Genomic DNA, 24,782 nt, shown 5'->3' with positions numbered 1-24,782 from the left:
GTGGTCCACCCCCTTCTTTAACCCGTCGGCAACATAGGTGGCTAGCATGATCGCCCACGGCACCAACCCGCCAAGCCAGCCGCTAGAAACCATCAGCAACAACGGCTTCTGGCCAAATATCGACCCGAATCAATTCATTGATGAAGAGCGCGTACACAACGTCACGCCGCCGCGCATCCGTCAATCACTGCGTGCCGCCATCGCCGATGTAAACCGCCAGCTCGCCAGCTACCAAGCCGAACAGCAAGAAAACGGCCGCGCGGTGATAGATGACGTACCTATCGAATCATGGCAAACGCCCGGAGATTTACAGCTGCTCTACCTGCGCGCCGTCTACGCCCAAGCACAAGCCGACCTGTTAGAGCGCTACCGCGATACATCCGCCACCGGCGAAGGCGACAAGCTCGGCGAAGCCAAAGACCTCGCCGCCGATGACTACCGCGCCGATGCCCGTTGGGCAATTGCCGAGCTAACCGGCCACAACCACACCACGGTCGACCTGATATGAAACGCACGGTGTGCGCCCATCAAGGCGAAACATTAGATGCCTTGCTCTACCGCGTGTACGGCAAAACCGCCGCCATTACCGAACAAACGCTAACGCTCAACCCAGGCCTAGCCGAACAAGGCCCGGTGTTGAAAGAGGGAACACCGGTCGTGCTACCGCCGCCCCCGGAAACCCGCGAAACCAAACCACCCAACATTCAGCTTTGGAATTAGGAGACGGGATGCCCTCGCCACCTGCTCACGAAAGGTCACCCACTATGCTCGAGCGACACGTACAAACCGCCATACAAGTCATCTTGCTAGCCCTATTGGCATGGGCAGGCGTCGAACTGGTCAACCTCGGAAAATCTACCGCCGTGTTGCAGGAACGTCTGGTTTACCAAGGGCAATTGATTAACGAAATGCGCCGCGAACTGCGCGAATGGAGTGACCTTTACTACCGCAAAACCGATGCCGAACGCGAGTTCAGAACCTTACGAACCAACGTAAGCGCACTAGACCAACGCATCCAACAGCTAGAGGAAGCACGCCCATGACCCAACTCAGCAAACACTTTCAACGCCGAGAATTCGCCTGTCGCTGCGGCTGTGGGTTCGATACCGTCGACCCACAAACGCTGAAAATACTTGAGCAAGTGCGCACCCACTTCGGCCAACCGGTCATCATCACCAGCGGATGCCGCTGCCCCGCCCACAACACTCGCGTAGGTGGTGCCCCTAACAGTCAACACACCCGCGGCCGCGCGGCGGATATTCAAGTTCGCAACACATCCCCCACCGCCGTTGCCGACTGGGTCATCGAAAATGCACCCCACGCTAGCGTAGGCCGTTACGCCAGCTTTACCCATATCGACACACGCACCGGCGGCCCCAAACGGTGGTAACCATGACCAGCGGTTTTACCAACGCCCCCCGCGTCATTTGGCAAGGTGGGCGCTACCCCTGGCGGCTGGATGCCCCGCTTCACTACCGCTCGGCAACGCTAAAACGGCTGCAACTGCCCAAGGCAACCCCCGGCCTGATAAAAATCCCCGCCGGTTACTGCACCGACTTCGCCAGCGTGCCGCGCATCCCCCTGGTGTACGCCGCCGTGGGCGGCAAAGCCGTGTTACCCGCCATCGTTCACGACTACCTATACGACTGCTGGCCAACGCAGCTAACCCGCAAGCACGCCGACCAAATCTTTCTCGAAGCCATGGCCGCCGCCAATGATCCAACGTCACTCATCACACGGCGGCTAATGTACTGGGGCGTGCGGCTCGGTGGCGCCTTGCCTTGGCGAAAAAACACCACCCACAAATGTGATGGCCACTGCAAATGATCAAACTCCAATCCCTACGCCAACACCTACTGGCCTCGGTCGAAGAGCTACGCCGCAACCCAGAACAGCTACACACCTTCATTAACGATGGAAAAGTGAAGTTTGCCTGTGGCCAAAACCTCAGCCACCAATACACCGTCGATGCTCAAATCATCATTACGGATTACAGCGGCTCACTCGATACCGTGATGATCCCGCTACTGCAGTGGCTCAACCACTACCAGCCAGATCTCGTCATTGATGAAGCGGTAACGCTAGAAGCCGAAATACTCAACAACACCCACTGGGATCTCGCCATCACCGTGCGCTTAACCGAGCGTGTTGTCGCCAAGGTGGATTGCCAAACCGGCACCATCAACGCCGAACACCGCATGCCAGAATTTCCCGTAGACGCCTGCCCCACAAAACACTGGCTGTTGTATATAAAGCACCCTCATACAACAACGCATGAACTCATCGCCGAATGGGATAGCCCTGAATGAGCGCCGATCTTGAACAAGAGCTAAAACAGCTAGAAGGATGGGTAGCGCCGCTAATCGAAAAGCTCACCCCCAAAGAGCGCCGCGTATTAGCGCGGGAAGTCGCGCGGGACCTACGCCTAGCAAACCGCAACCGCATTAAGGCGCAAACCAACCCCGACGGCACGCCGTTTGAACCCCGCACCCAACTACGTGGCCGCAGCGGTGCCATCCGCCGAAAAGCCATGTTCACAAAGCTACGCACCGCCAAACACCTAAAAATCAAAACCAGCGCCGATGAAGCCGCCGTCGGCTTTCTTGCTCGCGTCGCCCGCATTGCCCGCGTTCACCACTACGGCCTGCGCGACCGCGTCGAAAAAGGCGGCCCGCAACACCAATACGCCCGCCGCGAACTCATCGGTATCACCGCAGCCGATGCCGACCACATCGCCGACAGCGTGCTAAACCACCTAGTACCTCCCAATCGATAACCACCGCTTGTCCAAGCCACCCCGCACAACGCCCGCCGCTACCCATTCGCGCGTAAGGCACACACCATTGGCGGCATGAACAACGTCGCCGAACTACTCCGCCTCATCGAAAACCTACTACGCCTGGGCACCATTGCCGAGGTAGACCACGGCGCGCCCGGCGAACGCCTACCCGCCGTGCGCGTGAAATCCGGCGCGTTGCTGACCGGCTGGCTACCCTGGGCCAACGGCCGCGCGGGCACCACCCGCGATTGGAACCCGCCCACCATCGGCGAGCAGGTAATGATCCTCTCCCCCGGTGGCGACTTGGCCAACGGCGTGGCCATGCCCAGCCTGTTCCAACGTAATCACCAGCCGCCGAGCAATGCCCCCGGCAAAGTCGCGCGCGAATATCCCGACGGCGGCCTGTTTGAATACGACCACGCCAACAGCGTGCTACGCATTCACTTGCCCGGCGCAATCGAGATCCACGCCCCCGGCGGCACCTCATGGGTAGGCAACATTAATCAGCAGGGCAACATGCAGCGCGAAGGCAGCTACGAACAAACCGGCGGTGGGCTCACCCACAACGGCAAAAACATCGGCCACGACCACAAACACAGCGGCGTTCAAAGCGGCAGCGGCACCACAAAGGAACCCATCTAATGGCAGGCATGAACGCTCACACTGGCCACGCGCTCAACGGCATCGAACACATTCAACAAAGCGTTGCCGACATCATCACCACCCCGATTGGCACCCGCGTGATGCGCCGCGATTACGGCAGCCTAGTGCCCGAACTCATCGACAGGCCGATGAATGACGCGCTGTTAATGCAGGTTTACGCCGCCACGGTGATTGCCGTTAGCCAATGGGAACCGCGCCTACGCATTACCCGCACCCAGCGCAGCGTCAGCACCACCCAACCCGGGGCCGCCCGGCTCACCATTGAAGGGCAAACCCGCAAAGGCGATAACGTCGTGTTCGAGGTACCACTATGAAACTCGTCGGCCCCATTGATCTATCCCTGCTCCCCGCGCCGATTGTTATTGAACCGCTGGACTACGAAGCCATCTATGCCGAACGCCGCGCCGCCCTGCTGGATCTTGTCGATCCCGCACAGCGCGAAGCAGTCGAAAGCACCCTAGCGCTAGAATCCGAACCGCTCACCAAGCTGCTACAAGAAAACGCCTACCGTGAATTGGTCTGGCGGCAACGGGTCAATGAAGCCGCCCAAGCACTGATGCTGGCCTACAGCCGCGAAAGCGACCTCGACCAGCTAGCAGCCAACTACAACGTTGAACGCCTCACCATTCACCCCGGCGACCCCTCGGCCGTGCCCCCCATCCCGCCGGTCAAGGAAAGCGACAGCCAACTACGAATCCGCGCCCAACAAGCCTGGGAAGGGTTAAGCGTCGCGGGGCCGCGCTCGGCCTACGTGTTCTACGCCCTCTCTGCCGATGGCCAAGTCGCCGATGCCACCACCGTTAGCCCATCGCCCGCCGTGGCCGTGGTTACCGTGCTATCCGTGGAAGGCGATGGCACCGCACCGCCGGATCTTCTACAGCGGGTAGACACCGCCCTGTCCGCCGACGACATTCGCCCGGTCGCCGACCGGCTAACCGTGCAGTCTGCGCAGATCATCGATTACCACATCGACGCCACGCTCTACGTCAACCCAGGCCCAGAGCAAGAACCTATTCTCGATGCCGCTCGCGCTTCCATTGAGCACTACATCACCGAACAGCGCCGCCTGGGGCGAGACATCCGACGCTCGGCCATTTACGCCGCCCTACACGTTGAAGGCGTACACCACGTCGGCATCACCGCCCCAGCGGCCGACCTACCGCTAGACCCCACCCAAGCGGGCCACTGCACCAGCATCGAATTGACGATCGAGGTCTACGATGGCTGAACGAAACGACCTGCTACCGCCCAACCGATCACCACTGGAACGCGCCACCGCCCGCGCCCTGGCTGATATAGAACGGGTGCCCATTCCCCTGCGCACACTGTGGAACCCCTACACCTGCCCAGAGCACTTACTGCCCTATTTAGCCTGGGCGTTTTCCGTCGAACACTGGCGGCCTGAATGGCCCACCGAGCGCAAACGCCGCGCCATTGCCGAAAGCTGGTTAGTTCATCGTAAGAAAGGCACCCATGCCGCCGTGCGCCGCGTGGTTGAACTACTGGGCCATGAGATCGAATCCGTCACCGAGTGGTGGCAAGTCACCCCCAACGAACACCCCGCTACGTGGTGGATGACCGTGGCCGCCCAGGGGATAGACGAAAAGGGCTACGACGAACTGGTACGGCTCATTGACGATGCCCGCCCCGTTACCCGCCACCTGACCGGCTTAAACATACTCACCACTGTCAGGGGCGTGATGTACGTCGCCGCCAGCGCTCAAGGTGCCGATACCACCACCATCTACCCCGGCATGCCCGATATAGACGCCACCGTCATGGCGTACACCGCCATAGGGCTGGATGTCACCGACACCACCACCGTCTACCCCAAGCCCTAGTCACCCTACAGGAGTCACCATGGCCGAATTTCATACGCTGATTACCCAAACAGGCCAAACCAAATTGGCCGCCGCCCTTGCCAACAATGAGCCGCTGGAACTCTCCGCCGTGGCCATGGGTGACGGCGGCGGCTCGCTTCCCACCCCCAGCGCCGCCCGCACCGCACTGGTTAAAGAAGTGCACCGCGTCGGCATTAATGTGATTGGTGTCGATAGCGACAACCCCCACTGGCTGGTCATCGAAGCGGTGCTACCACCGGAAGTGGGTGGCTGGATGATTCGCGAGGTGGGCGTTTACGACAGCGCCGGGGATTTGATTGTCTACGGCAACTACCCCGAGACCTACAAACCGCTACTCAGTGAAGGCAGCGGGCGCACCCAAACCGTGCGCATCATCATGCAAGTCAGCGATACCGAAGCCGTCACGCTAACGGTCGACCCATCGGTGGTACTGGCGACCCATGAATACGTGGCCCAGCAAATCGCCGCCCAAACTCAACACCTAACCCCCAAAAGCCGCAAAATCGAGGCAGGCGACGGCCTAAGTGGCGGCGGCGACTTAACCGCCGATAGAACGCTCAGAGTTGATAACACCGTCGTACGTACCGAACGCGCCGTCCACACCGGCAGTGGCCTCACTGGTGGCGGAAACTTAAGTGCCAACCGAACCCTAAGCGTTGATAACACCGTGGTACGCACTAACCGCAGCATTAGCGCCGGTACCGGTCTTACGGGCGGCGGCAGCTTAGCAAGCAACCGAACGCTCTCACTCGACACCGCCACCCTATCTAAACTAGAAAAAGCCGAGGGTGCGGTTCAGCCAACCCGCCAAGTAACCGCCGGTGCAGGCCTTACCGGCGGCGGTGAGTTAAGTGGCGATATCACCATCGAAATGGGAACCCCTCAACCGCTGAGCGCAACGTCAGAAAATGAAACAACAGCAGAGGGCCACTCCCACGAGCTACACATGGCAACGCTAGCCCAAGCGCGAGCGGGAGAAGACAACGAACGTTTGATGACGCCCGTCCGCGTACACCAAGCGTTTAATCATTACGGCTTGGGCAAAACCAGCACCGGCACTACAAGCATGGCTGATCCCTTAGCCAGTGGTTTCTATCGAAACATAGCTAACCCACCACAAGCCCCTAACCGAAACTCTGGGAGTTGGGTTGAGCACGGTGGGAGCACCACAGACGGCTTTCGGATATTTGCGCCGGGGGGCTACCAAAATGACGATAATCTTTACTTTAAGCGCAAAGGCTTAAACGCCTATGGCGACACAGAATGGCGAAAAATCATCCATGACGGTCATTTAAACGACCTCTTTGCCGGGGATACCCACCCCACTGGCTGGCAGCGTTTACCCAGTGGTCTGATTATGCAATGGGGGTTTGTCACCATTCAGCCCGGCAGTCACTTCGCCTCTGTTGTGCTCCCCATTGAATTCCCTAACCAACAGTTTCGCGGCGTCGCAACGCGGGTCAGCGCAGGCGTCAACGCCGAAGACGTTGTCGGCATCGAAGTATCGAAAGCCGGCTTAACCATCTCCACGCTCGGCGTCGCTGGCGTGCGCACCTTCAACTACTGGGTATACGGCAACTAGGAGCATTCCCATGCAGCAAATTTACTGGAGCGCCACCGCGCACGCCTTCTTTCACAGCAGCATTCACGGTGCCCCCCTATTGCGGGTAATTGATCCCGCATGGCAGCCCGATGAAAACAATCCTGACGACATCCCTCCGATGCTTGAGGTACCCAATCCAGACACCAAAGTACCAAAAGATGCCGTCGAGGTTGATGCCGATACCCATGAAGCGTTGATGAATGGCCAAACCACTGGGCTAAACATCATCAGCGATGAACACGGCCGCCCCACCTTGGCAGAACCACCGGCGGCCACCATTCAACAGCTGGCCACGCAAAAGCGCCGCGAACTAAACGCAGCAAGGGATGCCGCCTTTGCCCAGGGGATGGAATACAACTTCAACGGCGAAACCGATGTGGTGCAAACCCGCCCGGAAGACCAGCTCAATCTAATTGCGCTGTCAGCGAAGGCACAACGGATGATCGCAGCAGGCCACCCAGACGCCACCCTCACGTTTCGCGGTGCCGAAAACGTCAACCGAGAAATCACCGCCACAGAAATGGACGCACTCACCATGGCCGCCCTCGCCCACATCGAAGGCATCTACCAGAAAAGCTGGCAGCTAAAAGATGCCCTCGACAACGCCGAACGCGAACAAGATAGGGATGCGATAGAAGCGCTCAACTGGTAGTCATCTCTAACTTAAAAGCCCGCTAATTAGCGGGCTTTCTGCTCATTACTTGCTTTAACGCCTTCTTTAACTTTTTTGACTTTTTCACCTATAGTTAACCAAGCGTGATATGTATCTCGATTCTCTTGGTAATCTTTCGGCAAATCTAGCAAACTAACACCTAAATTAGCATAGTCTGTTTCTCCACACCCGAACAAATAAGCATGGTAACAATAAATATAATGATAATAGGTAGTCGCATGATTATAATTACTAAGCAAGTAAGACTCATAATAACTCTTCAACCCCTCCTCAATTTTCAACTTACTCAGCATAAATGCATAAATCTTATCTAACTTTAAAAAAATTCCATCAGCAAACTCGTAAACAGAATATTCATTACAGCTTAAAATGATAGAAGCATAATCTTCCATGTCTGAAATTAAGTCATAATTTAAAAAATCATAGTTTCTAAATTCCTCAACAACTCTGTCAAGCACCTCTTTTTCTCTTTCACTAGCAGCCCAAAAATCTTGATCAAGATCTTTTTTCAAACTATCCATAAGCATCGGAAATATTGTAAAAGAGCTATTATAAGCTAGTTCAATTTCTCTCCTTTCCTTTTCAAGCTCCAATTGGCTTCTTGTTAGTGAGAGCTGAGTTTTTTGAGACTCAATCATCTCCTCCTGGCTATCAATCAGCGCTTGTTGCTGACCTAGCGTTTTAACAAAGGCAAACAGTGTCGCCACTACCGCTGTTACCCCCACCGTACCAGACAGATACGTCGCAAAATGCGCCCAGTCACTTGGGTCTTCAGAGGGCGGCCTTCCCCAGAAATTCCAGATATAAAGAACAATGGCGATGACAGCCACACCTACAACCACACCCACTAGCCATTTATTAAGATGCTTCACGTCCCTGCCCCTTTTTATTAAGCGTTCTTAATACACATTCTAACCTTGTCCCACCCTCCCCGCACAACGCCCGCCGCTACCCTCCCGCGCGTAAGCCACACACCATGGCACTACTTAGGAAAACACCAGAACCCGCTTGAACCTGCGCAGGAGACAAGCCATGTCCGACTACCACCACGGCGTTCGCGTCGTTGAAATTAATGAAGGCACCCGCCCGATTCGCACGGTTAGTACCGCGGTGATTGGCCTAGTGGCCACCGGCCCCGCCGCCGATGAAACCGCCTTCCCCCTTAACGTACCAGTGCTAGTCACTGACCTTTATGCCGCAATGGGTAAAGCAGGTGTGGGCGGCACACTACGCCGCACCCTCGCCACTATCGCCAGTGAAACCCGCGCACTGTGTGTGGTTGTGCGTGTCGCCGAAGGCCCAGACGATGTCGAAACCACCACCAATATTATCGGCGGCGTTAGCGAGACAGGCCAAAAGCTCGGCATGCAGGCACTCACCACGGCTGAAACCAAGTTGGGTGTTAAGCCGAGAATTTTGGGCGTGCCTGAACTCGATAATGAGAGCGTTGCTTCGGAACTCGCAGGCATCGCCCAGCAGCTGCGCGCCTTCGCGTATGTCTCTGCGTTTGATTGCCAAACCAAAGAAGAAGCGGTCATGTACCGAGAAAACTTCGGCCAACGCGAAGTCATGGTGCTATGGCCAAACTTCCAAGCTTTCGATGCCGACGCAGGCGAAACCCGCCCGCTATCGGCCGTTGCCAAAGCCTTGGGCCATCGCGCCAAGCTGGATAACGACATTGGCTGGCATAAAACGCTATCCAACATGCCCGTTAATGGCGTCACTGGTATCACCAAGGACCTGAGCTGGGATCTGCAAAACCCCGCCACCGATGCCGGTTATTTAAACGCCGCCGACGTCACCACGCTGATCAACAAAACGGGCTTCCGCTTCTGGGGCTCACGCACCTGCAGCGCTGACCCACTGTTCGCGTTCGAGAGCTACACCCGTACCGCCCAAGTGCTCGCCGACACCGTCGCCGAGGCGCACCTATGGGCAGTCGATAAACCCATGCACCCCTCATTGGTGCGCGACATCATCGAAGGCCTCAACGCCAAGTTTCGCGAACTCACCCGCCGTGGCTACATCCTCGGTGGCTCTGCGTGGTTTGACGACTCTCTCAACAGCCCCGAGGTGTTGAAGTCCGGTAAGTTGTACATCGACTACGACTACACACCAGTGCCCCCACTGGAAGACCTCACGCTGCAGCAGCGCATCACCGACCGCTACTTAGTCGATTTTGCCGAACGCGTCGCCGCCTAACAGGAGCACAGCCCCATGGCACTTCCCTACATTCTTAAAGACTTCAACCTGTTTGGTGACGGACACAACTGGCAAGGCCAGATTCCAGAACTAACACTGCCCGAACTCGCCCGCCGCATGGTCGAGTACGAAGGCGGCGGCATGGACGGCCCGATTGAGGTGGACCACGGCAACGAACTGCAAACGTTTGAGTGGACAGCAGGCGGCATGATTGTCGATATCTTCGACACCTACGGCAGCCCCATTCACGATGCCGCCATGCTACGCATGACAGGCGCTTACGAATCCGACGAAGACGGCGGGATTATTCCCGTGGAGATCGTCATGCGCGGACGCCACAAAACCATCAACCTCGGCGATGCAAGCAAGGGGGATAACAACCAAATCAGCGTTACCACCTCCCTTTCTTATTTCAAACTCATCGTCGACGGCGAAGAGATCATCGAACGCGACGTCCCCGGCTACGTATTCAAGGTACGTGGTGTCGATCGCCTCGCAGGCCGCCGCCGCGCCCTAAACCTGTAAGCCAAATCACTCACCACGGCCGCCCAGGCGGCCAAACCCAACACATAGGAATGCATCACCATGACTGCAAAGACTGAAGCCAACGCCGTAGAGCAAGTAACCCAAGCCGCCACAAAGCCAGCCACCGCCCCCGGCGTGCCGACGAAAAACGTAGAGCTGGATACACCGATAAAGCGCGGCAAAACCGACATCACTGAAATTAACGTACGAAAACCGCTAAGCGGTGCCCTTCGCGGCGTAGCGTTAGTTGATCTGCTCAACATGGATACCCGCAGCCTGCAAAAGGTGCTGCCACGCATCACCGAACCAGCGCTAACAGAAGCCGACTGCCGCGAGCTAGACCCCGCCGACCTGCTGCAATTGGGTACGGCGGTCTCAAATTTTTTGTTGGGCAAACGCGCCGAGGGGTAACCGCTAACATTCCCAACGATGTTGAAGACGCCATGGCCGATATTGCCTTCGTATTCCATTGGCCACCCAGTGCCATGGATAGCATGGGGCTAGAAGAGCTAGCCCGTTGGCGAGAAAAAGCCAGAGAGCGCAACACGCCTAAAAAGCGCGGGCGATAAACCACTCAATGCCCCATAAATGGGGCATTTTGCTGCAGGAGGCCGCATGGCCCGTAACCTAAATCTAAGCGTCACCCTACAGGCCATCAACAAAGCCACCGGCCCTTTGCGGCAAATTATGGAAGGCTCTCGCGGGGCAGGCGGTGCCATCCGCGAAACCCGCGACCACCTGCGCAACCTGCAAGATCAACAAAAGAAGCTAACCGCGTTTCGGGACATGTCGCGCCAAAGCCACGGCACCCGCCGCGCATTAATGGACAAGCGCGAGGAGCTAAAGCGCATCACTCAAGAGCTGGAAAGCACCACCGGCCCCACCCGCCGCCTTACCCAGCAACAGGAACGTGCCCAGCGTGAAGTTGAAAAGCTCAGCGGCGAATACCGCCAAAACCGCGACCGTGTAAGAGAACTTGCCCGCGAGTTGCCCGCAGGTGTTGAAGGGGTTCGTGGGTTTACACAGCAGCAAGATGCCCTAGCAAAACAAATTGAAGAAACCAACCACCGCCTGGGTCGCCAGCAAGATGCCTTACGACGTTTAGGAGAGGCCAACGTGGGCGGCAGGTTCAATGCAATGACCGGCGAAATACGCCGCTTTGGCCGCAATGTAACGGTAGCGGGCGGCATTGCGGCTGGCTCCATATTCGCACTCAGCAGCAGCACCGCAAGCTTAGGCGATGACGTCGCAAAAACTGCCGACAAAATGGGCATTGGCACCACGGAGCTGCAACAGTTGCACTATGCCGCTGAACGGGCTGGCGTGGGCACCGAAGGCTTAAACAGCAGCATGCAACGTATGGTTCGCCGCATAGGTCGCGCGGCTAATGGTACGGGGGCAGCCGTCAAGCCCTTAGAGCAACTAGGTTTATCAGCTCAAGAGCTGAATAACATGCGCCCTGAACAAGCGGTGGCCGCCATTGCCGACGCCCTGGAAAGCGTCGAAAGCCACGGTGACAAAATCGCCATCATGAGCGGCATCATGGGCAATAGTGGCGAATCCATGATCAACATGCTGCGCGGCGGCAGCGAAGAGCTAGAAGCGCTCATGGCTGCCGGGCTTGAAACCGGCTATGTGCTCAGTGAAGAGTCCGCCCGTGGCGCTGAAAACTTTCAAGACGCATTGCTAGATGCCCAGCTCGCCGTTAAAGGTGTCAAAAACACCATCGGGGCAGAGCTAATGCCCGCCGTCACCGACATCATGCGCGAGTTCGTCGGCTGGATGCGTGAAAACCGCGAGCAAGTGCAGGCCTTTGCAAAAGCGTTTGGCGAACGGCTGAAAAACGCCGTGCCCATCATTATCGACCTAGCCACCGGCGCGGCAGGCATGGCCAACAGCATCGGCGACATTGTGAGCAGAACGGCCGAACTGGTCGGCGGGTTCGACAACCTCGCCATGATTGTTGGCGGCCTATTCGCGGCCAAAATGATACTCAGCATTGTGATGTTTGGCGTCAGCATAGTAAAAGCGGGAGGTGCCATCATTGCGCTCGCGAAGACGCTACCCGCATTAGGCATAGGTATTAAGGCGATTGGTGCGCTCATGATGGCCATGCCGATTGGCTGGCTAATCGCAGGCATCGCCGCCATCGCCGGGGCGGCCTACCTTATTTATAAATATTGGGAACCCATCAAGGCGTTTTTCCTCGGCCTTTGGCAACAAGTGAAAGCCGCGTTCGATGAAGGCATCGACGGCGTTGCCCGCCTGCTAATCAACTGGTCACCGTTAGGCCTCATTCATAGCGCATTCATCGGCGCGCTAGATCTGCTGGGTATTTCAGTACCTGTGGGGTTCCGCGACCTGGGCAGCTTTGTCATTGACGGCCTAATCGGCGGGCTAAATGACAAACTCAATGCCTTGCGCGAGAGCGTTAGCGGCATAGCTAGCAGCATCATGGACTGGTTTAAAGGCGTACTCGGCATCAACTCCCCCAGTCGAGTCTTTGAAGGCTTCGGTACCAATATTGTTGAAGGCATCATCAACGGCATCGGCGGCATGGCTGGGGCGCTACGCGACCATGTAACAAGCCTAGCGAGCGATATAGCAGGCTGGATGAGTAACGCCGTCGGTAGTGCCGTTGATGTGGGTCGCGATATTGCCAATGGCCTAGGCGACGGTATAGCCAACGCAACAGGCAGAGTGCAAGGGGCAATCAGATGGATGACAGGAAGCGCAGAGGAAGAGGCCCGCGAAGACCTGGATACCCACTCACCAAGCCGCGTGTTTAGAAGTATCGGCATAGATGTTTCTGCCGGTCTGGCCAACGGCATCAAGGACGATTCAGACGGCCCGCTGAAGCAAGTGCGTAGCCTCACCAACAGTCTACGCAGCGCGGCAGGCGGCTTAATGCTCAGCGCAGGGATCGCCAGCCCCGCCGCTGCACTAGACATACCACAGCCCGAAGCGCAAACCGTCACCGCAAACATCGCCGCCCAAGAGCTACCCAGCGTAGATCGCAACAACGTCGACACCAGCAGCGTGCAAATAGACGCCCGCCCACCGCTGCAAAGCCATGCCAGCGCATCGCAAAGCGGCGGGCTGGTGATTCAGGGTGGTATCAATATTCAAGTGCACGCCGCCCCCGGCATGGATGAACAAGCCTTGGCACGGCTGGTGAATGAGCAAGTACAGCGGGCACTGGAACAAGCCGAACGCCGCGCCGCCGCTGCCAGCCGCCGCAACTTTTACGATAACGATTGAGGGCAATCACATGATGATGACCTATGGCCTTTTCGTGTTCGGCCTAAATACCGCCGCTTATCAAGAATTACAGCGGCAAACCAACTGGCGACACGCCAGCACATCACGCATCAACGCGCGGCCTGCCCATCAATACCTTGGCCCTGGTGACGACACCATCACGCTAACCGGCACCCTGCTGCCCCTATTCACCGGCGGCCAACAAAACCTGGATATGCTCAGGGTACTAGCGGATGAAGGCCGCGCGTGGCCATTGATTGAAGGCACCGGCACCTATTACGGCATGTACACCATCGGAAGCCTTCAAGAACGTAAAAGCGAGTTTTTCCGCGACGGCGCGGCCAAGCAAATCGAATTTGATCTAAAGCTAACCCGCGTGGATGAAGCCAGAACCGAACTGCTGGGCGTGCTGCAAAACAGTGCTCTTCGCGCCATTAGCGGGGCGCTGGCATGACCCCCGACTACCGCATCACCCTACAAGGCCAAACCATTAGCCCTGCGTTTCGTGCCCGGTTGTCATCACTCACCCTACACGACCGCCGTGGCATGCAAGCCGACCAGCTGGACATAACGCTATCAGACGATGACGGCATGCTCGATATACCGCCCACAGGCGCAGAGCTAACACTGGCCATCGGCTGGCAAGGCCAAGCACTCACTGAACGCGGCACGTTTATCGTCGATGAAGTGGAGCACACCGGCGCACCGGATACCCTCAGCATACGCGCCTCAAGTGCGGATATGCGCCAAGGGCTGCCCGGCAAAAGAACGCAAAGTTGGGATGAAGTAACGGTTCGCGAGATCCTTATCACCATTGCCGCACGGCATGAGCTGGTGGCCAGCGTAGGCGCAACGCTGGCAGGCATCCGCATCGCACATATTGATCAAACCGATGAAAGCGACCTGCACTTTCTAACTCGCCTAGCCGAACGCTTCGACGCGGTGGCCACTGTCAAAAGTGGTTACCTGATCTTCGTCCCCATGGGCCAAGCCACCACCGCCAGCGGGCTAGAAATCCCACCCATCCAGCTACGGCGCGAAACCGGTGACCAACACCGATACTTAGTTGCCGAGCGCGACGCCTACACCGGCGTCACCGCCCTATGGTATGAAAAAGACCAAGCTGAACGCCTCACGGTCACCGTCGGCGAGCCCGACAACACCCAGCAGCTACGCCACACCTACGCCAGCGAAACCGAAGCGCTGGAAGCCGCCCAAGCAGAATGGCAACGCCTGCAACGCGGCGTCGCCTTTTTCAGCATTACCCAGGCGGTAGGCGACCCCAACGTCTTCCCCGAAACGCCCGCCCAATGCATTGGCTGGAAACCCCAAATCGACGCCACCGCCTGGATCATCACAGAAGTCACCCACAACCTCACCGAATCCAGTTATACCACTGCGTTGCAGCTCGAAACCCGCTCAGAACAATAGAAACAGGGTTATTGGGGTTATTTAATTTGACCGCCACAAAATGCGGGGTTATAGTAACCCTACATTCAAAAACACAGGGGCAGGAGGTGAATAGCAGAGCACTGATCAAGGAACTGGAAGCGGATGGCTGGGAGTTAGTGAGAGTCAAAGGCAGCCACCACCATTTCAGGCACCCTACTAAGCCAGGCACAGTGACCGTGCCACATCCCAAAAAGGATTTGAAAACAGGGCTAGTAAAGGGAATCAGAAAAAGCGCCGGCCTCTTATGAGGCTGGCCACTGCTGCCCCGCACCACAACAGGAGATCAACGCATGTTGTTTCCCATTGCAATTGAACGCGGCGACGAACAACACGCCTACGGCGTGGCGGTGCCTGATTTGCCCGGCTGCCATTCAGCAGGCGATACCTTTGAAGAAGCGATGGTCAACGCCAAGGAAGCCATTGAAGGCTGGCTAGAAGTCGCCGTGGACTACGGCGACCCGATTCCTGAAGCAACGTCTATCGAACACCACATGGATAACCCCGATTTTGAAGGCTGGATCTGGGCCGTGATCGATATTGACCTAACCCCCTACCTGGGCAAAAGCCACAAAATCAACGTCACGTTGCCAGACCTACTGGTGAAACAGATTGACGACTTTGTGGCCAGCCACCCAGGGGATAAAACGCGTAGCGGATTCCTCTCGCGGGTTGCCATGGCAGAACTGGCCAAAGCACGTAAAAGCGCATAACCACGCACAACAAAAACCCCCGGCCATCCAATGGCCGGGGGCTACTGCTGTCGCAATCTTCTGGCGAAGCGGAAACCACCACGCGTGCTACAAGGCGACAGTGTCATGGTCTCAGAAATAAAGCAGCAGCGATGTAAGCTATTACCGCCAAACCATGTAAGCCATTGCCACTAACGCGTGTAGGAAATTGGCGGGTAACGTGTAAGAAATTGCTGACAAGCGTGTAAGCCATCATCTACACCGCCCAGCATCGCGAAGTCAGGCAAAGCCTGAGTTAGCGTTGACACTGGTTACGACTATCCTGGTATCCACACCCTCAAAGTATTGAGCGGCGAGCCCCAAATCGACGCCACCCCATGGATCATCACCGAGGTAACCCACAACCTCACCGACACCACCGCCTTGCAACTAGAAATTCGCAACAAAAGTTAGGCACTGGTTCCGTCTGAATGTTTATACACCTTGTCATATCCGCACCATCCTGCAAGAATGAACCCAATGAAAAATTGTATTGGCTGCTCTATTAGGCTGTTTGAGCAGAAAACACCGCCCACGAAACCGTAGAGGCGGTTTTCGCATGGCTGGTAGCGAGAAATGAGCCGTCATGGATGAGAAGCTGGGCTTTGTGTGGCAAGAGAAGCCTAATAATTAGAGGAGCGATTACTTGAAAGATAGGCCAAAAAATCTGCCAGAATTCTCTAACCCACCGTTAGATGAAGTGGTTATTGGTGTTCAGTTTTCAGCTCTTCCTGGCTACTCATCGGTGCTGGCAAAAGATGTATGGGGCTTATACAAGGATGACTTTCCTCTTATCCAAGAGCATCCTCCTATTGAGCCAACTTTTGAAACATTCGGGGGCATGGGGCCTCAGCAAAGCGTTCAGTTTAGATTTGGCCCTTCCCAATTAAATCCTAGGCTTTGGTTCATATCACAGGATCAGAACCATCTAATCCAGTTCCAAGAAGATCGCTTTCTTTTGAACTGGAGAAAACAGGCTAACGGTAATCAATACCCACGCTTCGAGGGTGTATCTGAAAATTTTGAAAGCAATTTACTAAAGCTTGAAGCACTTTCGTTCAATGGACAGAAAAACGCACTCGACATAAATCAAGCAGAAGTATCTTATATTAATTTTATTCAGGCTGAAGACTATTCAAAAATAAATAGCTGGATAAAAACACTTGATTTTTCAGGAATTAATGTAGAAAGCATGAACATTAATTTCACCGAGGTAGTCAATGACATTAACAAAAAACCAGTTGCACGTCTTTTCCATGAGTTGCAGCCCGTAGTGACAAAAAACGGAAAGGTGAAAGCTGTAAGGCTAATCTTAACGTATAGAGGTCAACCAGCCGGAAACAGTGTTGCATATGCAATGAATTTTATCCGGCAGGGAAGAGAAAAAATTGTCAATCGCTTTAGCGAAATGACTACCAAGGAAGCACATAAGGTTTGGGGAGAAATACTATGATTGCTGAAGCTATCAGAAAAGAGTCACCTTACAGGGCTTATAAAACTACCCCTGAACGTCGGTCACGGGATATTTCTGCTGCGCATAGTGCTTTTTCAGCTTTCAGATTGAATGTCCACGGTTATCAGTCTGATTGGAGCATAGCTCTAAGAGAAAGGCTTGATGAACTTACATCTCTGTCCGTTGGTTGGGATGGGTACAACGGTCGGCCAGTGTCTTGCCAAACAGCTCACTTTGTTATCAACATGTTAGAGCGTTTATGCCAAGATGGTGTGCCCGCACCTTACCTTGTACCAGGTAGTGATGGCAGCTTACAGGTAGAGTGGCACCGCAACAATTATGATGTTGAGCTCGATGTATTAGGTCCTCAAAATGTGGTAGCCACTCGTTACAACATTCTGACTGATGAAGAAGACTTATTGGAGATCCAAAACGACTTCGCAGGAGTAGTTGATTGGATACGCTCTCTAGCAGATGCCAACGAATTGGCATAGAGGAGAGCAAGCTCTGTTATGTCAGTACAACCTTATGATGAGGCACAGATTGCAAATGAAGATGACATCATTAGAAGAGTATGCCGCGAGCAGCATGTGATTTTTGATGAGAACCTGAAAAGAGAACGTGTATCGTCGAAGCTTTTTTCAGCATCATCAGGCCCTAACGATGGCATGTCTGTTGATATTCCCAGGCTCATGGAAGCTGATGAAACGGATGTTAAGGAATTTGTGACCACTCCTGTATTCACTGGCTCCGTGGTTTTTAAATCAGTTGCTGCTCGCGGTGCAGGCCTAATAATTGGTTATGACCCGATAGCTGCTAACCCTTATCATGGTGAGGTTTGGAACAAAGGAACTAAGCCAAATCGTTTCAGCAAAGGCCAGAAAAATGCATTAGCAAAGGCGTCTGAGTGGTTAGTGGCGCTCGAAGGTGTCGAGCTGAATTAGGCTTTAATTCCCCCGGCTATGCTGGGGGAATTGCTTATTGAGTTAGCAACAACAATCAGCCCTCACTCAGAACGATCTTCAAAAACACCCATTACCATCGCCCGCAGCTCCTCCGCGTCCCAAAATCCAGTCAGGATTGAGACTAATAAAGCAGCTCCCGCAAGCAGCAGTGCAAAGACGTTACTTCGACTCTGTGCTGACTGTGAACGCTTTCCCTCTTCCACCTGGGCCGCTAGGATGTGCAACTGCTTATCACTATTTTCGGCTTGTTTCTTTAACCACTCGTCACGTTCATTTTGCTCTTTCCTGAGTCGTGCGTTTTGCTCATCAATATATTTAAAGGGAGCAATATCTACTGAAGGTAACCTACTCTCTGACTCTGGAATATCGGCATACTGAGGCGCTATAGCATCTCGAATAGAAGCATGATGGCCTTTCAGAGATTCACGTACGTCATCGTCAAGTAGTGAAGTATAGTTCTTCGTTAGTCCCGCCACAGCTTCGCTAGCAGAGCTTAAGCTGGTACCCGTAGCGGCTTTATATGCAGCCTCGGAGCTTGTTAAATCTCGGGTAAAACTTTCAATGGTGCTGCTCGAAAAGCCATTTGCTACTTGCCCCGCTAAGTTAGAAGAAGCCAAATGCTGATCCAAGTAATATGAACTATCTCCCAATGCAGCTTTACGAGCGGCCTCCAGAGGGTCTTGATATTCACTGGCAATGCTAGCTGATCGCTCAGCCCAATCAGGAAGCTTCATATGATCAGTTAAGAAGTCAGGCGAGCTTAGCCCTGCCGAAATACTGGTGGCATAAGGAGCCAAGGCGTGGCTCTTCATCAAAAAAGAAACATGTTGACTAACCAAGGCCTTTTCCAAGTAATGGGCTTCTTCGTACTTTCGATTAAAAACCCCCTTAAAAAAATCCATTTCCCAAAAGGGAGTTGAAAGCGGGATTAGCTCAGTCTCATTGGGCTTACGCGCCAAGCTTGCTACTCTTTCAGAAGGCGGTAGAAGCTGGGAAGGCTCTAAAACTAACTTCCCATCTTTCATCGTGCCGTTTACCCGATAAGCCATTCTTGCCCCCAATCGTAAGCCCTATACAGTCACGCCATTTCATCCAACTGGCACCGCGCTTGATGCACCACCACCCCTCGCACCATCCTCGCCGTGGCCATCAGCCCGTTACCGCCACTAGGCGGCAAAAGCAGCTTTACGCCACCGTTTCGCCCCAACGAGTAGTCGCCAAGCATAAGCGACATCTAACCTTGACCAAAACCACAACTAATACTATATAGAGTATTGTACTCTACACCGGAGTACAATATATAGCCAAAGAGAGCGTAAAGCATGACGAAAACTACCGTTAACAAGAGCGCTAAAACTGGCCGCTTTGTTTCAGATAAGGAAGTGAAGGCGAAGCCGAGCACAACGTTTGTTCAAACGGTTAGCAAACCGAGTGGAGGGAAAGGCAAGAAGCGCTAACACAAAGAAGCCCTTAGTCATCGCCACTGACTAAGGGCTTAATACTGAATACAGACTACACCGCCCAGCATCGCGCTTGCCGAACCACCACGCCTTTATACTGCTTGGGGGTGATAAAACACCCTTCACCACCGTTGGCAGGCAACAAACGGCAACGACTACCCACGCGATGAGATTTAAATAGCCGGTATTCCCCTTCTACCTCAGCCACCACCAGATCCGCATGGCCAAACGAGCGTGCTTCATCCACTACCAGCACATCGCCTTCCATCCATAACCCACCTGAGTGCGCCTCGTCACTGATCTCCACCAGAAAGCAACTAGGCGGAAACCGTCGCTTGTCCATCTCTGCTATCGCGGGGTGCTCCACACCCATCACCGCAGGCCCCAAGTAATTCACGCGCATAATCCATGCCCTGTGCTAGCTCCCCTACAGCGATGCAATGCATCGCGTCCCTAAGTACAATACTGTAAAAATTAACAGTGCATAGCAAGGGTTATGGAATCAACGCATAGGGCTGCCCGAAAAGAACGCCTCCCCTGGCACCTACACCGCGCGAACCGAAGCCCGCGCTATAGGACGAATTGTGATGAGTTGATGGTGGCGTATACGGATGAAGGTGCTCGTTTTAAGAAGAAGAGTTACGTTCTATTTTTTCAAGATCAATCTTTCAACACAATATAAATTATTAACATTTAAATATGACATAGCTATTTTACTAGCAATTTTATTTATAGGCATATCATCCCACTCCTTTAAGCTTTCAACACCAAACTTCAGCATATACTTAGACATTAATTCATAATTATCATAATAATAATTCCCAGCCTTTAACTTTTTATCATAGTCATCTTTAGGATGTTTTAATCCAGAATTTGACTCCATAAGTTCATAAAGTTTTTTTGTATAATGCTTCCCACTCATGACCAAGCCTAAGTATTCAATATAATCTTTATCTATAGCTTCAATATCATCATAAGCTATAACTTTAGTAGACATATAGTTATAAAAAAACTTTGACTTTAGATCTCTATACCTTGCAGGCAAAACACTGCAATGTCTTATAAAATGATGAAAAGCTAGAAAAGCTATTATGCTTTTATTTATTTTAGGCAAAACTGCAATTGCTTCAGTAGAAATTATGTCAACTATCGAATCGTTTTTATTATTTATTTTTTCAATTATAAGATCACTAACCAAGTCTATATCTGCCTCACTCGTTTTACGAGCAGCATACATCACTCCATCATTTACAGAAGCTTGAAAACTTGGTTTAGATAAAAATGAATAATCGTCGCCTTCAAACTTATCCGCCAACTTTTCGATTATTTTTTCTCCAAACTCATCAACATATTTTCTAGATTCTTCCACTGCTTCAGCTCTGAGGCGAGGAAAATTATTTTCAAGTAGCAAGACAACCAAGTCTTTCACGTCACCATACTGCATCCCAACATATGTATCTCTTCCTGATTGAACAGCAAGAGCACTGCCAGAAGCTTTTTGTGTTTGTATGTCTTTATCTAACACTTTCATCCCTCCCTTGCTTCCCACTTATATTTACATCTCGACCAGCCTGGATACCAAACCCTTTTTTGATCTTCTGCACCTGCTTGCTAGAAGAAGATTTTTTTTGATAAACAAAAGTTAAAACAACAACTACGGAGGCCAGAAAAGCAGCAACACTTGAGAATGAAATATCCAAAATAACCCAAATTAAACAAAACACACTAGATAACAAAGAAATCAATATAAGCATGAGCGATCCAAGCATTTTATTATTAATAACAAAACCCTATCAAAGACTTAAAACTCAAGCCTCATTAGAGCTCATCCCACTCACTTTCTATACGCCTTATTTCACTTTCCACCATTTCAAGCTGAGTATCAGGAGAACCTTTAAAGCTATAGATTTTTCTCATGCTCAGATCAAGAACACGGCATTCTGAGAGAGGGACATCGCATGATTCACTAATAAGAAAGCAAATTATATTTGCCCTCTGTTGATTCATTTTCTTACTACTATTGAAATGCAGCTTTAGCAAACGATCCTCACCATCAACTTTATAGTAAAGCTCAGGATTACATAGAACTTCTGTATCTCTATACTGATAACTCGCTTTAGGGGGATCATAGTGATAAATATTTTTCCCCTTTGCCCAACTAATAAAATTCTCGGCAATTTTTGAATAGTTATCTTGCTTGTCTTTATGTGATTTTTTGGCAACATCGTGTAGATGATCAAAACTGCGCTGGTGTTTGAATAGACCTTTAATGGCTTGCCTCAGACTCAGATAGTAATCACGGTAATGAGCGTAAGAAGGTCTATTCTTTAGACTCCGTTCACGGCCTTGTTTTAATTTTGCATCAGACGTTGCTATGTATGAAAAATCTGTAACAGTAAAAACAGGCATTCCCCACCTCTCTTATCATTATCTAGCAGCCTCAAAACCGCCTTTATGCATCCATGGTTTTACAGTTACAAAACCCGCCCAATCCGAATTTCACACCGCCCCAGAATCTCCACGTCGTGCATATCCTGCGGCTTGATCATTTCCGGCTGGTAATGGTCGTTGTCACTAATCAAGTACAGCGCGCCCCCTGCTAGGCGCTGCACCCGTTTGATACGGCGCTCACCGCTGACCAGCAGCAAAAACACACCTTCCTGTTTCGGGTCGCGGTTACTGCGATCCACTAGCACCCAGTCCCCATCCGCTAGGGTGCCGTCCATCGAATCGCCGCGCACTTTGATGCCCACTACCTGGGCGGGGTTTAGCCCCTGCTCGGTGAGTTCGGCAGTGGAAAAGTACAGCGTGGTTTTCACCGGCTCGCCTTCAAAGCTTCGCCCTGCCCCGGCGGCCGCTTCAATGTCGTACATCTTGACCGGCGAATGATCAGCCGAAGGTTCACCAAACGAAACCTTTAAGGCATCGGCTTGTGCGGTATCTGATCTTTTCCCTTTGAGCACATAGAGAACGTCAACGCCTCTATCAGAAACTGCAGATAAGTAAGCAGTATCGGGACGACTTGTGCCTTTTTCGTACTTAATTTGCGTCGTTTTACCGACTCCACCGACCTCAGCCAAAGCCGTCTGGCTAAGCCCAAGTCGTTCTCGCTCTTTTCTCAGACGCTCACCGATGACCATTTTTATGAACCATCCTTATTGACAGGTTCATTTTTCTGAACCATTCTATTCATGTCTTTTACTTCATAACACTTTGCAAGGGAGCCACTGCCATGGCCACACCTGCTGAATCTCACTACCACATTCCCCTGGAAGGCCACCAACAAGTGATGGCCAACAAGGTCGTCGTCGAAACTATAGGCGAACTCGCAAAGCGCGGTCATTTCACAGGTGAAGAACTACGCGAGCGGGCAATCGACCTGGCCACCGCCCTTTGCGCGGGTATCCACCACGTTGGCGCTAAAGCTCCTTGTAGTACGCCGTCAGCTTCTTATGAACCGCAATGATGGCATCAGCAAGCGCTTCGCCGTCACCGGTACCCATCGCCTTGTACTCACCACCGAGATCAAAAGCGCCGGTTTCACAAAGTGCCAAGACGACTTCTTGAGCTGCCTTCTCAGGCGAAGTTTTCGGATGCACTACACGTTCAGACATAACCAAAGCCCTCCTCGGGCAATAACCAAAACATTAGGGAGCCTCTGCCATGGCCACACCTGTTACCCACAATGCCATTACTACCCAGGCCGCCAGCGGCAAGCCGCTGCACTAACCCATCTCTTTCAAAGTATTTCACTCTATTAAGGAAGCCTAACCCATGGCCACCGCTAACACCATTGGCCCAAAGCCAATTTATGCCCCCAAGGGGTGCAATAAACCCATCATGACCTACCTCACCGATAGAGAGCGAACCAGCCTGGAACGCATTACCCAACTGGAAATGCGCTCAATGTCGGCCACTGCTCGCATGCTCATGCTGCGCGGTATTGCCCAATACGACCAGGACACCCTTTCTGCCGAATAACCCGTTATTCGTGCCTCTGCATAAGGAATGCCGTCATGCATCAAGACACCCGTCGCATCCGTCAGCGCTATGCCGCCATCAATTTGGACGACTACGAAGCCAAGTTGATTGACGCCCTGGTCGACTACACCGGCATGTCGAAAGCCACCTTGCTACGCCAATTGGTGTTGAAAGAAGCGCTCGAAACACTCGGCGTTAGCGACATCGTGAGCACCAGTATGGGCCAGCGTGCGTCGTAAAAGCAGGCACAAAAAAGGCCTAAAAGGAGCACCCAAAATGCCCCAGAACCACCTAGCGCTGGATGACGAACTCGAACGCCAGCTGGAGGCGGTGCGGCAACAGCAAGGCTTAGAAACGATAGACCAAGCCGCCGAATGGCTCGCCCGCCGCCGCTTGCGCAAAGGCGTTGGCAACCTCACCGGCCGCGGCCGCGCTCTTTACGACGTCAGGGGGCGAAGTGACTGAGCCAATTGAAGAGAGCGATATGCAGGAGGTTAGTCGACTCCGGTTCGACTGCCCCCACTGCGGTAGCTACATGAAAGTGCGGACTTCGAAGACGCACTTACCTGAATACCGCGAGCTGTATTTGCACTGCACCAATGAATTTAAGTGCGGTTACCGCTGCAAAGGAAGAGTAACCCTGAGTGAGACCCTAGCACCAAGCTACCGCCCAAACCCAAGCGTAAATATCAAGATGTCGCCCTGGGTAATGCGAAAGATGCATCAAGAAATTTTAGAGAGCGAAGGCCAAATCCGCCTGATTTTAGACGCAAGAAAGGAAGCGAAAAAATGAACGTCACATCCATTAACACCGCAAAAGCCCCCTTCGATATCGCTACCGAAGTGCTGTGGCAACATCGCTGGGAAAACCGCGCCGAGGCCTTACGCATCACCATCGGCACGCTGGTCAACGATTACGACATCAGTGAAGCGACTGCCGAAGTGGCGGCCATTCAGGCCTTCGCCGATCTGGATAGCGTGAACTTGGATTCAAGCATCGATATGAATGCCAGCACATCTCATGTGGTGGTGTTACGTACCCGCAACGGTTGCCCGGTCATGTTCACCGCGCGGGATCTCGACCGCATGATTCAACAAGCCCGCGATGCTGGCCTCGCTCAAGTCGTTGATGCCGATACCCGCCGCCCCATCGTGTTAGAGCACTGAGGTGGCCA

At 53.3% G+C, this 24,782-nt stretch carries 41 protein-coding genes; 32 read left to right on the top strand and 9 right to left on the bottom strand.

The genetic code is table 11. The features are described 5' to 3' along the window. The first annotated feature begins 46 nt into the window (after positions 1-46). From B6A39_RS05040 to B6A39_RS04980, 13 genes are all read left to right on the top strand, one after another. The gene (locus tag B6A39_RS05040) at positions 47-508 is read left to right on the top strand and encodes a head completion/stabilization protein (RefSeq protein ID WP_083002006.1); all 462 of its coding nucleotides are present in this window, start codon (positions 47-49) and stop codon (positions 506-508) included. Continuing rightward, the gene (locus B6A39_RS05035; RefSeq protein ID WP_083002004.1) at positions 505-720 is read left to right on the top strand and encodes a tail protein X; all 216 of its coding nucleotides are present in this window, start codon (positions 505-507) and stop codon (positions 718-720) included. The genes B6A39_RS05040 and B6A39_RS05035 overlap by 4 nt, the downstream gene beginning before the upstream one ends. 44 nt (positions 721-764) lie before the next feature. Beyond that, complete coding sequence (locus B6A39_RS05030; RefSeq protein WP_156886200.1) at positions 765-1,043, top strand: hypothetical protein; 279 nt, start codon at positions 765-767, stop codon at positions 1,041-1,043. Then, positions 1,040-1,390: a D-Ala-D-Ala carboxypeptidase family metallohydrolase gene (locus tag B6A39_RS05025; protein WP_083001999.1), complete on the top strand. Its 351-nt coding sequence runs from the start codon at positions 1,040-1,042 to the stop codon at positions 1,388-1,390. The genes B6A39_RS05030 and B6A39_RS05025 overlap by 4 nt, the downstream gene beginning before the upstream one ends. 2 nt (positions 1,391-1,392) lie before the next feature. Then, positions 1,393-1,827: a DUF1353 domain-containing protein gene (locus tag B6A39_RS05020; RefSeq protein WP_083001996.1), complete on the top strand. Its 435-nt coding sequence runs from the start codon at positions 1,393-1,395 to the stop codon at positions 1,825-1,827. After that, positions 1,824-2,309, top strand: coding sequence for a phage tail protein (locus tag B6A39_RS05015; RefSeq protein WP_083001994.1), 486 nt, complete (start codon positions 1,824-1,826; stop codon positions 2,307-2,309). Before B6A39_RS05020 ends, B6A39_RS05015 begins: the two co-directional genes overlap by 4 nt. Then, a complete protein-coding gene (locus B6A39_RS05010) occupies positions 2,306-2,776 on the top strand; it encodes a phage virion morphogenesis protein (RefSeq protein ID WP_083001992.1) in 471 nt (156 codons plus the stop codon). The genes B6A39_RS05015 and B6A39_RS05010 overlap by 4 nt, the downstream gene beginning before the upstream one ends. Positions 2,777-2,851: 75 nt before the next feature. After that, on the top strand, positions 2,852-3,421 hold the full coding sequence (locus B6A39_RS05005; protein WP_083001990.1) for a phage baseplate assembly protein V: 570 nt from the start codon (positions 2,852-2,854) through the stop codon (positions 3,419-3,421). Next, complete coding sequence (locus B6A39_RS05000) at positions 3,421-3,756, top strand: GPW/gp25 family protein (RefSeq protein ID WP_083001988.1); 336 nt, start codon at positions 3,421-3,423, stop codon at positions 3,754-3,756. Before B6A39_RS05005 ends, B6A39_RS05000 begins: the two co-directional genes overlap by 1 nt. Continuing rightward, the gene (locus B6A39_RS04995) at positions 3,753-4,670 is read left to right on the top strand and encodes a baseplate J/gp47 family protein (RefSeq protein WP_083001986.1); all 918 of its coding nucleotides are present in this window, start codon (positions 3,753-3,755) and stop codon (positions 4,668-4,670) included. The genes B6A39_RS05000 and B6A39_RS04995 overlap by 4 nt, the downstream gene beginning before the upstream one ends. Then, on the top strand, positions 4,663-5,283 hold the full coding sequence (locus B6A39_RS04990; RefSeq protein WP_083001984.1) for a phage tail protein I: 621 nt from the start codon (positions 4,663-4,665) through the stop codon (positions 5,281-5,283). Before B6A39_RS04995 ends, B6A39_RS04990 begins: the two co-directional genes overlap by 8 nt. 19 nt (positions 5,284-5,302) lie before the next feature. Further along, positions 5,303-6,886, top strand: a complete 1,584-nt coding sequence (locus B6A39_RS04985) for a phage tail protein (protein ID WP_198036757.1) — start codon at positions 5,303-5,305, stop codon at positions 6,884-6,886. 10 nt (positions 6,887-6,896) lie between these two features. Beyond that, entirely contained in the window at positions 6,897-7,559 is a 663-nt protein-coding gene (locus B6A39_RS04980) for a DUF4376 domain-containing protein (RefSeq protein ID WP_083001980.1), read from the top strand. Between the two features lie 26 nt (positions 7,560-7,585). On the opposite strand, the gene B6A39_RS04975 is transcribed toward B6A39_RS04980, so the two are convergent. Beyond that, on the bottom strand, positions 7,586-8,452 hold the full coding sequence (locus tag B6A39_RS04975; RefSeq protein WP_083001978.1) for a hypothetical protein: 867 nt from the start codon (positions 8,450-8,452) through the stop codon (positions 7,586-7,588). A 160-nt stretch (positions 8,453-8,612) separates the two neighbouring features. Here B6A39_RS04975 and B6A39_RS04970 point away from each other — a divergent pair, with 160 nt between their 5' ends. The 12 genes from B6A39_RS04970 (at position 8,613) to B6A39_RS04915 (ending at position 18,145) form a co-directional block, all read left to right on the top strand. Further along, positions 8,613-9,782, top strand: a complete 1,170-nt coding sequence (locus B6A39_RS04970) for a phage tail sheath protein (RefSeq protein WP_083001976.1) — start codon at positions 8,613-8,615, stop codon at positions 9,780-9,782. A gap of 15 nt (positions 9,783-9,797) precedes the next feature. Then, positions 9,798-10,307: a phage major tail tube protein gene (locus tag B6A39_RS04965; RefSeq protein ID WP_083001974.1), complete on the top strand. Its 510-nt coding sequence runs from the start codon at positions 9,798-9,800 to the stop codon at positions 10,305-10,307. A 60-nt stretch (positions 10,308-10,367) separates the two neighbouring features. Further along, on the top strand, positions 10,368-10,718 hold the full coding sequence (locus B6A39_RS04960; RefSeq protein ID WP_083001972.1) for a phage tail assembly protein: 351 nt from the start codon (positions 10,368-10,370) through the stop codon (positions 10,716-10,718). A 32-nt stretch (positions 10,719-10,750) separates the two neighbouring features. Continuing rightward, positions 10,751-10,876 carry a GpE family phage tail protein gene (locus tag B6A39_RS04955; protein ID WP_083001970.1) on the top strand — a complete coding sequence of 42 codons (126 nt, stop codon included), beginning with the start codon at positions 10,751-10,753 and terminating at the stop codon, positions 10,874-10,876. A 46-nt stretch (positions 10,877-10,922) separates the two neighbouring features. Beyond that, positions 10,923-13,568 carry a hypothetical protein gene (locus B6A39_RS04950; protein ID WP_083001968.1) on the top strand — a complete coding sequence of 882 codons (2,646 nt, stop codon included), beginning with the start codon at positions 10,923-10,925 and terminating at the stop codon, positions 13,566-13,568. A 10-nt stretch (positions 13,569-13,578) separates the two neighbouring features. After that, positions 13,579-14,022 carry a phage tail protein gene (locus tag B6A39_RS04945; protein ID WP_083001966.1) on the top strand — a complete coding sequence of 148 codons (444 nt, stop codon included), beginning with the start codon at positions 13,579-13,581 and terminating at the stop codon, positions 14,020-14,022. Next, positions 14,019-14,999 (top strand): phage late control D family protein, encoded by a 981-nt coding sequence (locus B6A39_RS04940; protein ID WP_083001964.1) that lies wholly within the window; start codon positions 14,019-14,021, stop codon positions 14,997-14,999. The genes B6A39_RS04945 and B6A39_RS04940 overlap by 4 nt, the downstream gene beginning before the upstream one ends. 86 nt (positions 15,000-15,085) lie before the next feature. Then, a complete protein-coding gene (locus B6A39_RS04935) occupies positions 15,086-15,268 on the top strand; it encodes a type II toxin-antitoxin system HicA family toxin (RefSeq protein WP_083001961.1) in 183 nt (60 codons plus the stop codon). 42 nt (positions 15,269-15,310) lie between these two features. After that, complete coding sequence (locus B6A39_RS04930; protein WP_083001959.1) at positions 15,311-15,730, top strand: type II toxin-antitoxin system HicB family antitoxin; 420 nt, start codon at positions 15,311-15,313, stop codon at positions 15,728-15,730. A gap of 664 nt (positions 15,731-16,394) precedes the next feature. Next, entirely contained in the window at positions 16,395-17,201 is an 807-nt protein-coding gene (locus tag B6A39_RS04925; RefSeq protein ID WP_083001957.1) for a TIGR04255 family protein, read from the top strand. Beyond that, the gene (locus tag B6A39_RS04920; RefSeq protein ID WP_083001955.1) at positions 17,198-17,695 is read left to right on the top strand and encodes a hypothetical protein; all 498 of its coding nucleotides are present in this window, start codon (positions 17,198-17,200) and stop codon (positions 17,693-17,695) included. Before B6A39_RS04925 ends, B6A39_RS04920 begins: the two co-directional genes overlap by 4 nt. Positions 17,696-17,713: 18 nt before the next feature. After that, the gene (locus B6A39_RS04915) at positions 17,714-18,145 is read left to right on the top strand and encodes a hypothetical protein (RefSeq protein ID WP_083001953.1); all 432 of its coding nucleotides are present in this window, start codon (positions 17,714-17,716) and stop codon (positions 18,143-18,145) included. Positions 18,146-18,207: 62 nt separating this feature from the next. Here B6A39_RS04915 and B6A39_RS04910 read toward each other — a convergent pair whose 3' ends face one another. The 3 genes from B6A39_RS04910 to B6A39_RS04905 all read right to left on the bottom strand — a co-directional run bounded on the left by B6A39_RS04910 (position 18,208) and on the right by B6A39_RS04905 (position 20,029). Then, the gene (locus tag B6A39_RS04910; protein WP_156886199.1) at positions 18,208-19,068 is read right to left on the bottom strand and encodes a hypothetical protein; all 861 of its coding nucleotides are present in this window, start codon (positions 19,066-19,068) and stop codon (positions 18,208-18,210) included. A 176-nt stretch (positions 19,069-19,244) separates the two neighbouring features. Next, on the bottom strand, positions 19,245-19,400 hold the full coding sequence (locus tag B6A39_RS18880) for a hypothetical protein (RefSeq protein ID WP_156886198.1): 156 nt from the start codon (positions 19,398-19,400) through the stop codon (positions 19,245-19,247). A gap of 278 nt (positions 19,401-19,678) precedes the next feature. Next, complete coding sequence (locus B6A39_RS04905; RefSeq protein WP_083001949.1) at positions 19,679-20,029, bottom strand: S24 family peptidase; 351 nt, start codon at positions 20,027-20,029, stop codon at positions 19,679-19,681. A 93-nt stretch (positions 20,030-20,122) separates the two neighbouring features. On the opposite strand from B6A39_RS04905, the gene B6A39_RS19195 reads away from it, so the two are divergent. Continuing rightward, complete coding sequence (locus B6A39_RS19195; RefSeq protein ID WP_442906299.1) at positions 20,123-20,308, top strand: DUF4113 domain-containing protein; 186 nt, start codon at positions 20,123-20,125, stop codon at positions 20,306-20,308. On the opposite strand, the gene B6A39_RS04900 is transcribed toward B6A39_RS19195, so the two are convergent. The 4 genes from B6A39_RS04900 to B6A39_RS04890 form a co-directional block, all read right to left on the bottom strand. Further along, a complete protein-coding gene (locus B6A39_RS04900; protein WP_156886197.1) occupies positions 20,273-21,151 on the bottom strand; it encodes an LPO_1073/Vpar_1526 family protein in 879 nt (292 codons plus the stop codon). The two genes, B6A39_RS19195 and B6A39_RS04900, sit on opposite strands and share 36 nt — an antisense overlap. Further along, positions 21,141-21,380, bottom strand: a complete 240-nt coding sequence (locus B6A39_RS18875) for a hypothetical protein (protein ID WP_156886196.1) — start codon at positions 21,378-21,380, stop codon at positions 21,141-21,143. The genes B6A39_RS04900 and B6A39_RS18875 overlap by 11 nt, the downstream gene beginning before the upstream one ends. 64 nt (positions 21,381-21,444) lie before the next feature. Beyond that, positions 21,445-22,035 (bottom strand): hypothetical protein, encoded by a 591-nt coding sequence (locus B6A39_RS04895; protein WP_083001945.1) that lies wholly within the window; start codon positions 22,033-22,035, stop codon positions 21,445-21,447. Between the two features lie 65 nt (positions 22,036-22,100). Further along, positions 22,101-22,766 carry an XRE family transcriptional regulator gene (locus B6A39_RS04890; protein WP_083001943.1) on the bottom strand — a complete coding sequence of 222 codons (666 nt, stop codon included), beginning with the start codon at positions 22,764-22,766 and terminating at the stop codon, positions 22,101-22,103. Between the two features lie 92 nt (positions 22,767-22,858). Here B6A39_RS04890 and B6A39_RS18870 point away from each other — a divergent pair, with 92 nt between their 5' ends. Continuing rightward, on the top strand, positions 22,859-23,092 hold the full coding sequence (locus B6A39_RS18870) for a hypothetical protein (RefSeq protein ID WP_156886195.1): 234 nt from the start codon (positions 22,859-22,861) through the stop codon (positions 23,090-23,092). On the opposite strand, the gene B6A39_RS04885 is transcribed toward B6A39_RS18870, so the two are convergent. Continuing rightward, entirely contained in the window at positions 23,046-23,240 is a 195-nt protein-coding gene (locus B6A39_RS04885; RefSeq protein WP_083001941.1) for a hypothetical protein, read from the bottom strand. The two genes, B6A39_RS18870 and B6A39_RS04885, sit on opposite strands and share 47 nt — an antisense overlap. A 160-nt stretch (positions 23,241-23,400) precedes the next feature. On the opposite strand from B6A39_RS04885, the gene B6A39_RS04880 reads away from it, so the two are divergent. From B6A39_RS04880 to B6A39_RS04860, 5 genes are read left to right on the top strand one after another with little or no spacing between them, the layout of a single operon-like run. Then, positions 23,401-23,607 carry a hypothetical protein gene (locus tag B6A39_RS04880; protein WP_083001939.1) on the top strand — a complete coding sequence of 69 codons (207 nt, stop codon included), beginning with the start codon at positions 23,401-23,403 and terminating at the stop codon, positions 23,605-23,607. Positions 23,608-23,642: 35 nt separating this feature from the next. Beyond that, positions 23,643-23,846 carry a hypothetical protein gene (locus tag B6A39_RS04875; RefSeq protein WP_083001936.1) on the top strand — a complete coding sequence of 68 codons (204 nt, stop codon included), beginning with the start codon at positions 23,643-23,645 and terminating at the stop codon, positions 23,844-23,846. Positions 23,847-23,883: 37 nt separating this feature from the next. Continuing rightward, positions 23,884-24,072, top strand: a complete 189-nt coding sequence (locus tag B6A39_RS04870) for a hypothetical protein (protein ID WP_083001934.1) — start codon at positions 23,884-23,886, stop codon at positions 24,070-24,072. 19 nt (positions 24,073-24,091) lie between these two features. Further along, positions 24,092-24,400 (top strand): ogr/Delta-like zinc finger family protein, encoded by a 309-nt coding sequence (locus tag B6A39_RS19190; protein WP_083001931.1) that lies wholly within the window; start codon positions 24,092-24,094, stop codon positions 24,398-24,400. Then, the gene (locus B6A39_RS04860; protein WP_083001929.1) at positions 24,397-24,774 is read left to right on the top strand and encodes a hypothetical protein; all 378 of its coding nucleotides are present in this window, start codon (positions 24,397-24,399) and stop codon (positions 24,772-24,774) included. The genes B6A39_RS19190 and B6A39_RS04860 overlap by 4 nt, the downstream gene beginning before the upstream one ends. The last annotated feature ends 8 nt before the right edge of the window (positions 24,775-24,782 follow it).

Source organism: Halomonas sp. GT (genome assembly GCF_002082565.1).
GTDB lineage: Bacteria > Pseudomonadota > Gammaproteobacteria > Pseudomonadales > Halomonadaceae > Vreelandella.
This window is presented reverse-complemented; position numbering and strand designations above follow the sequence as displayed.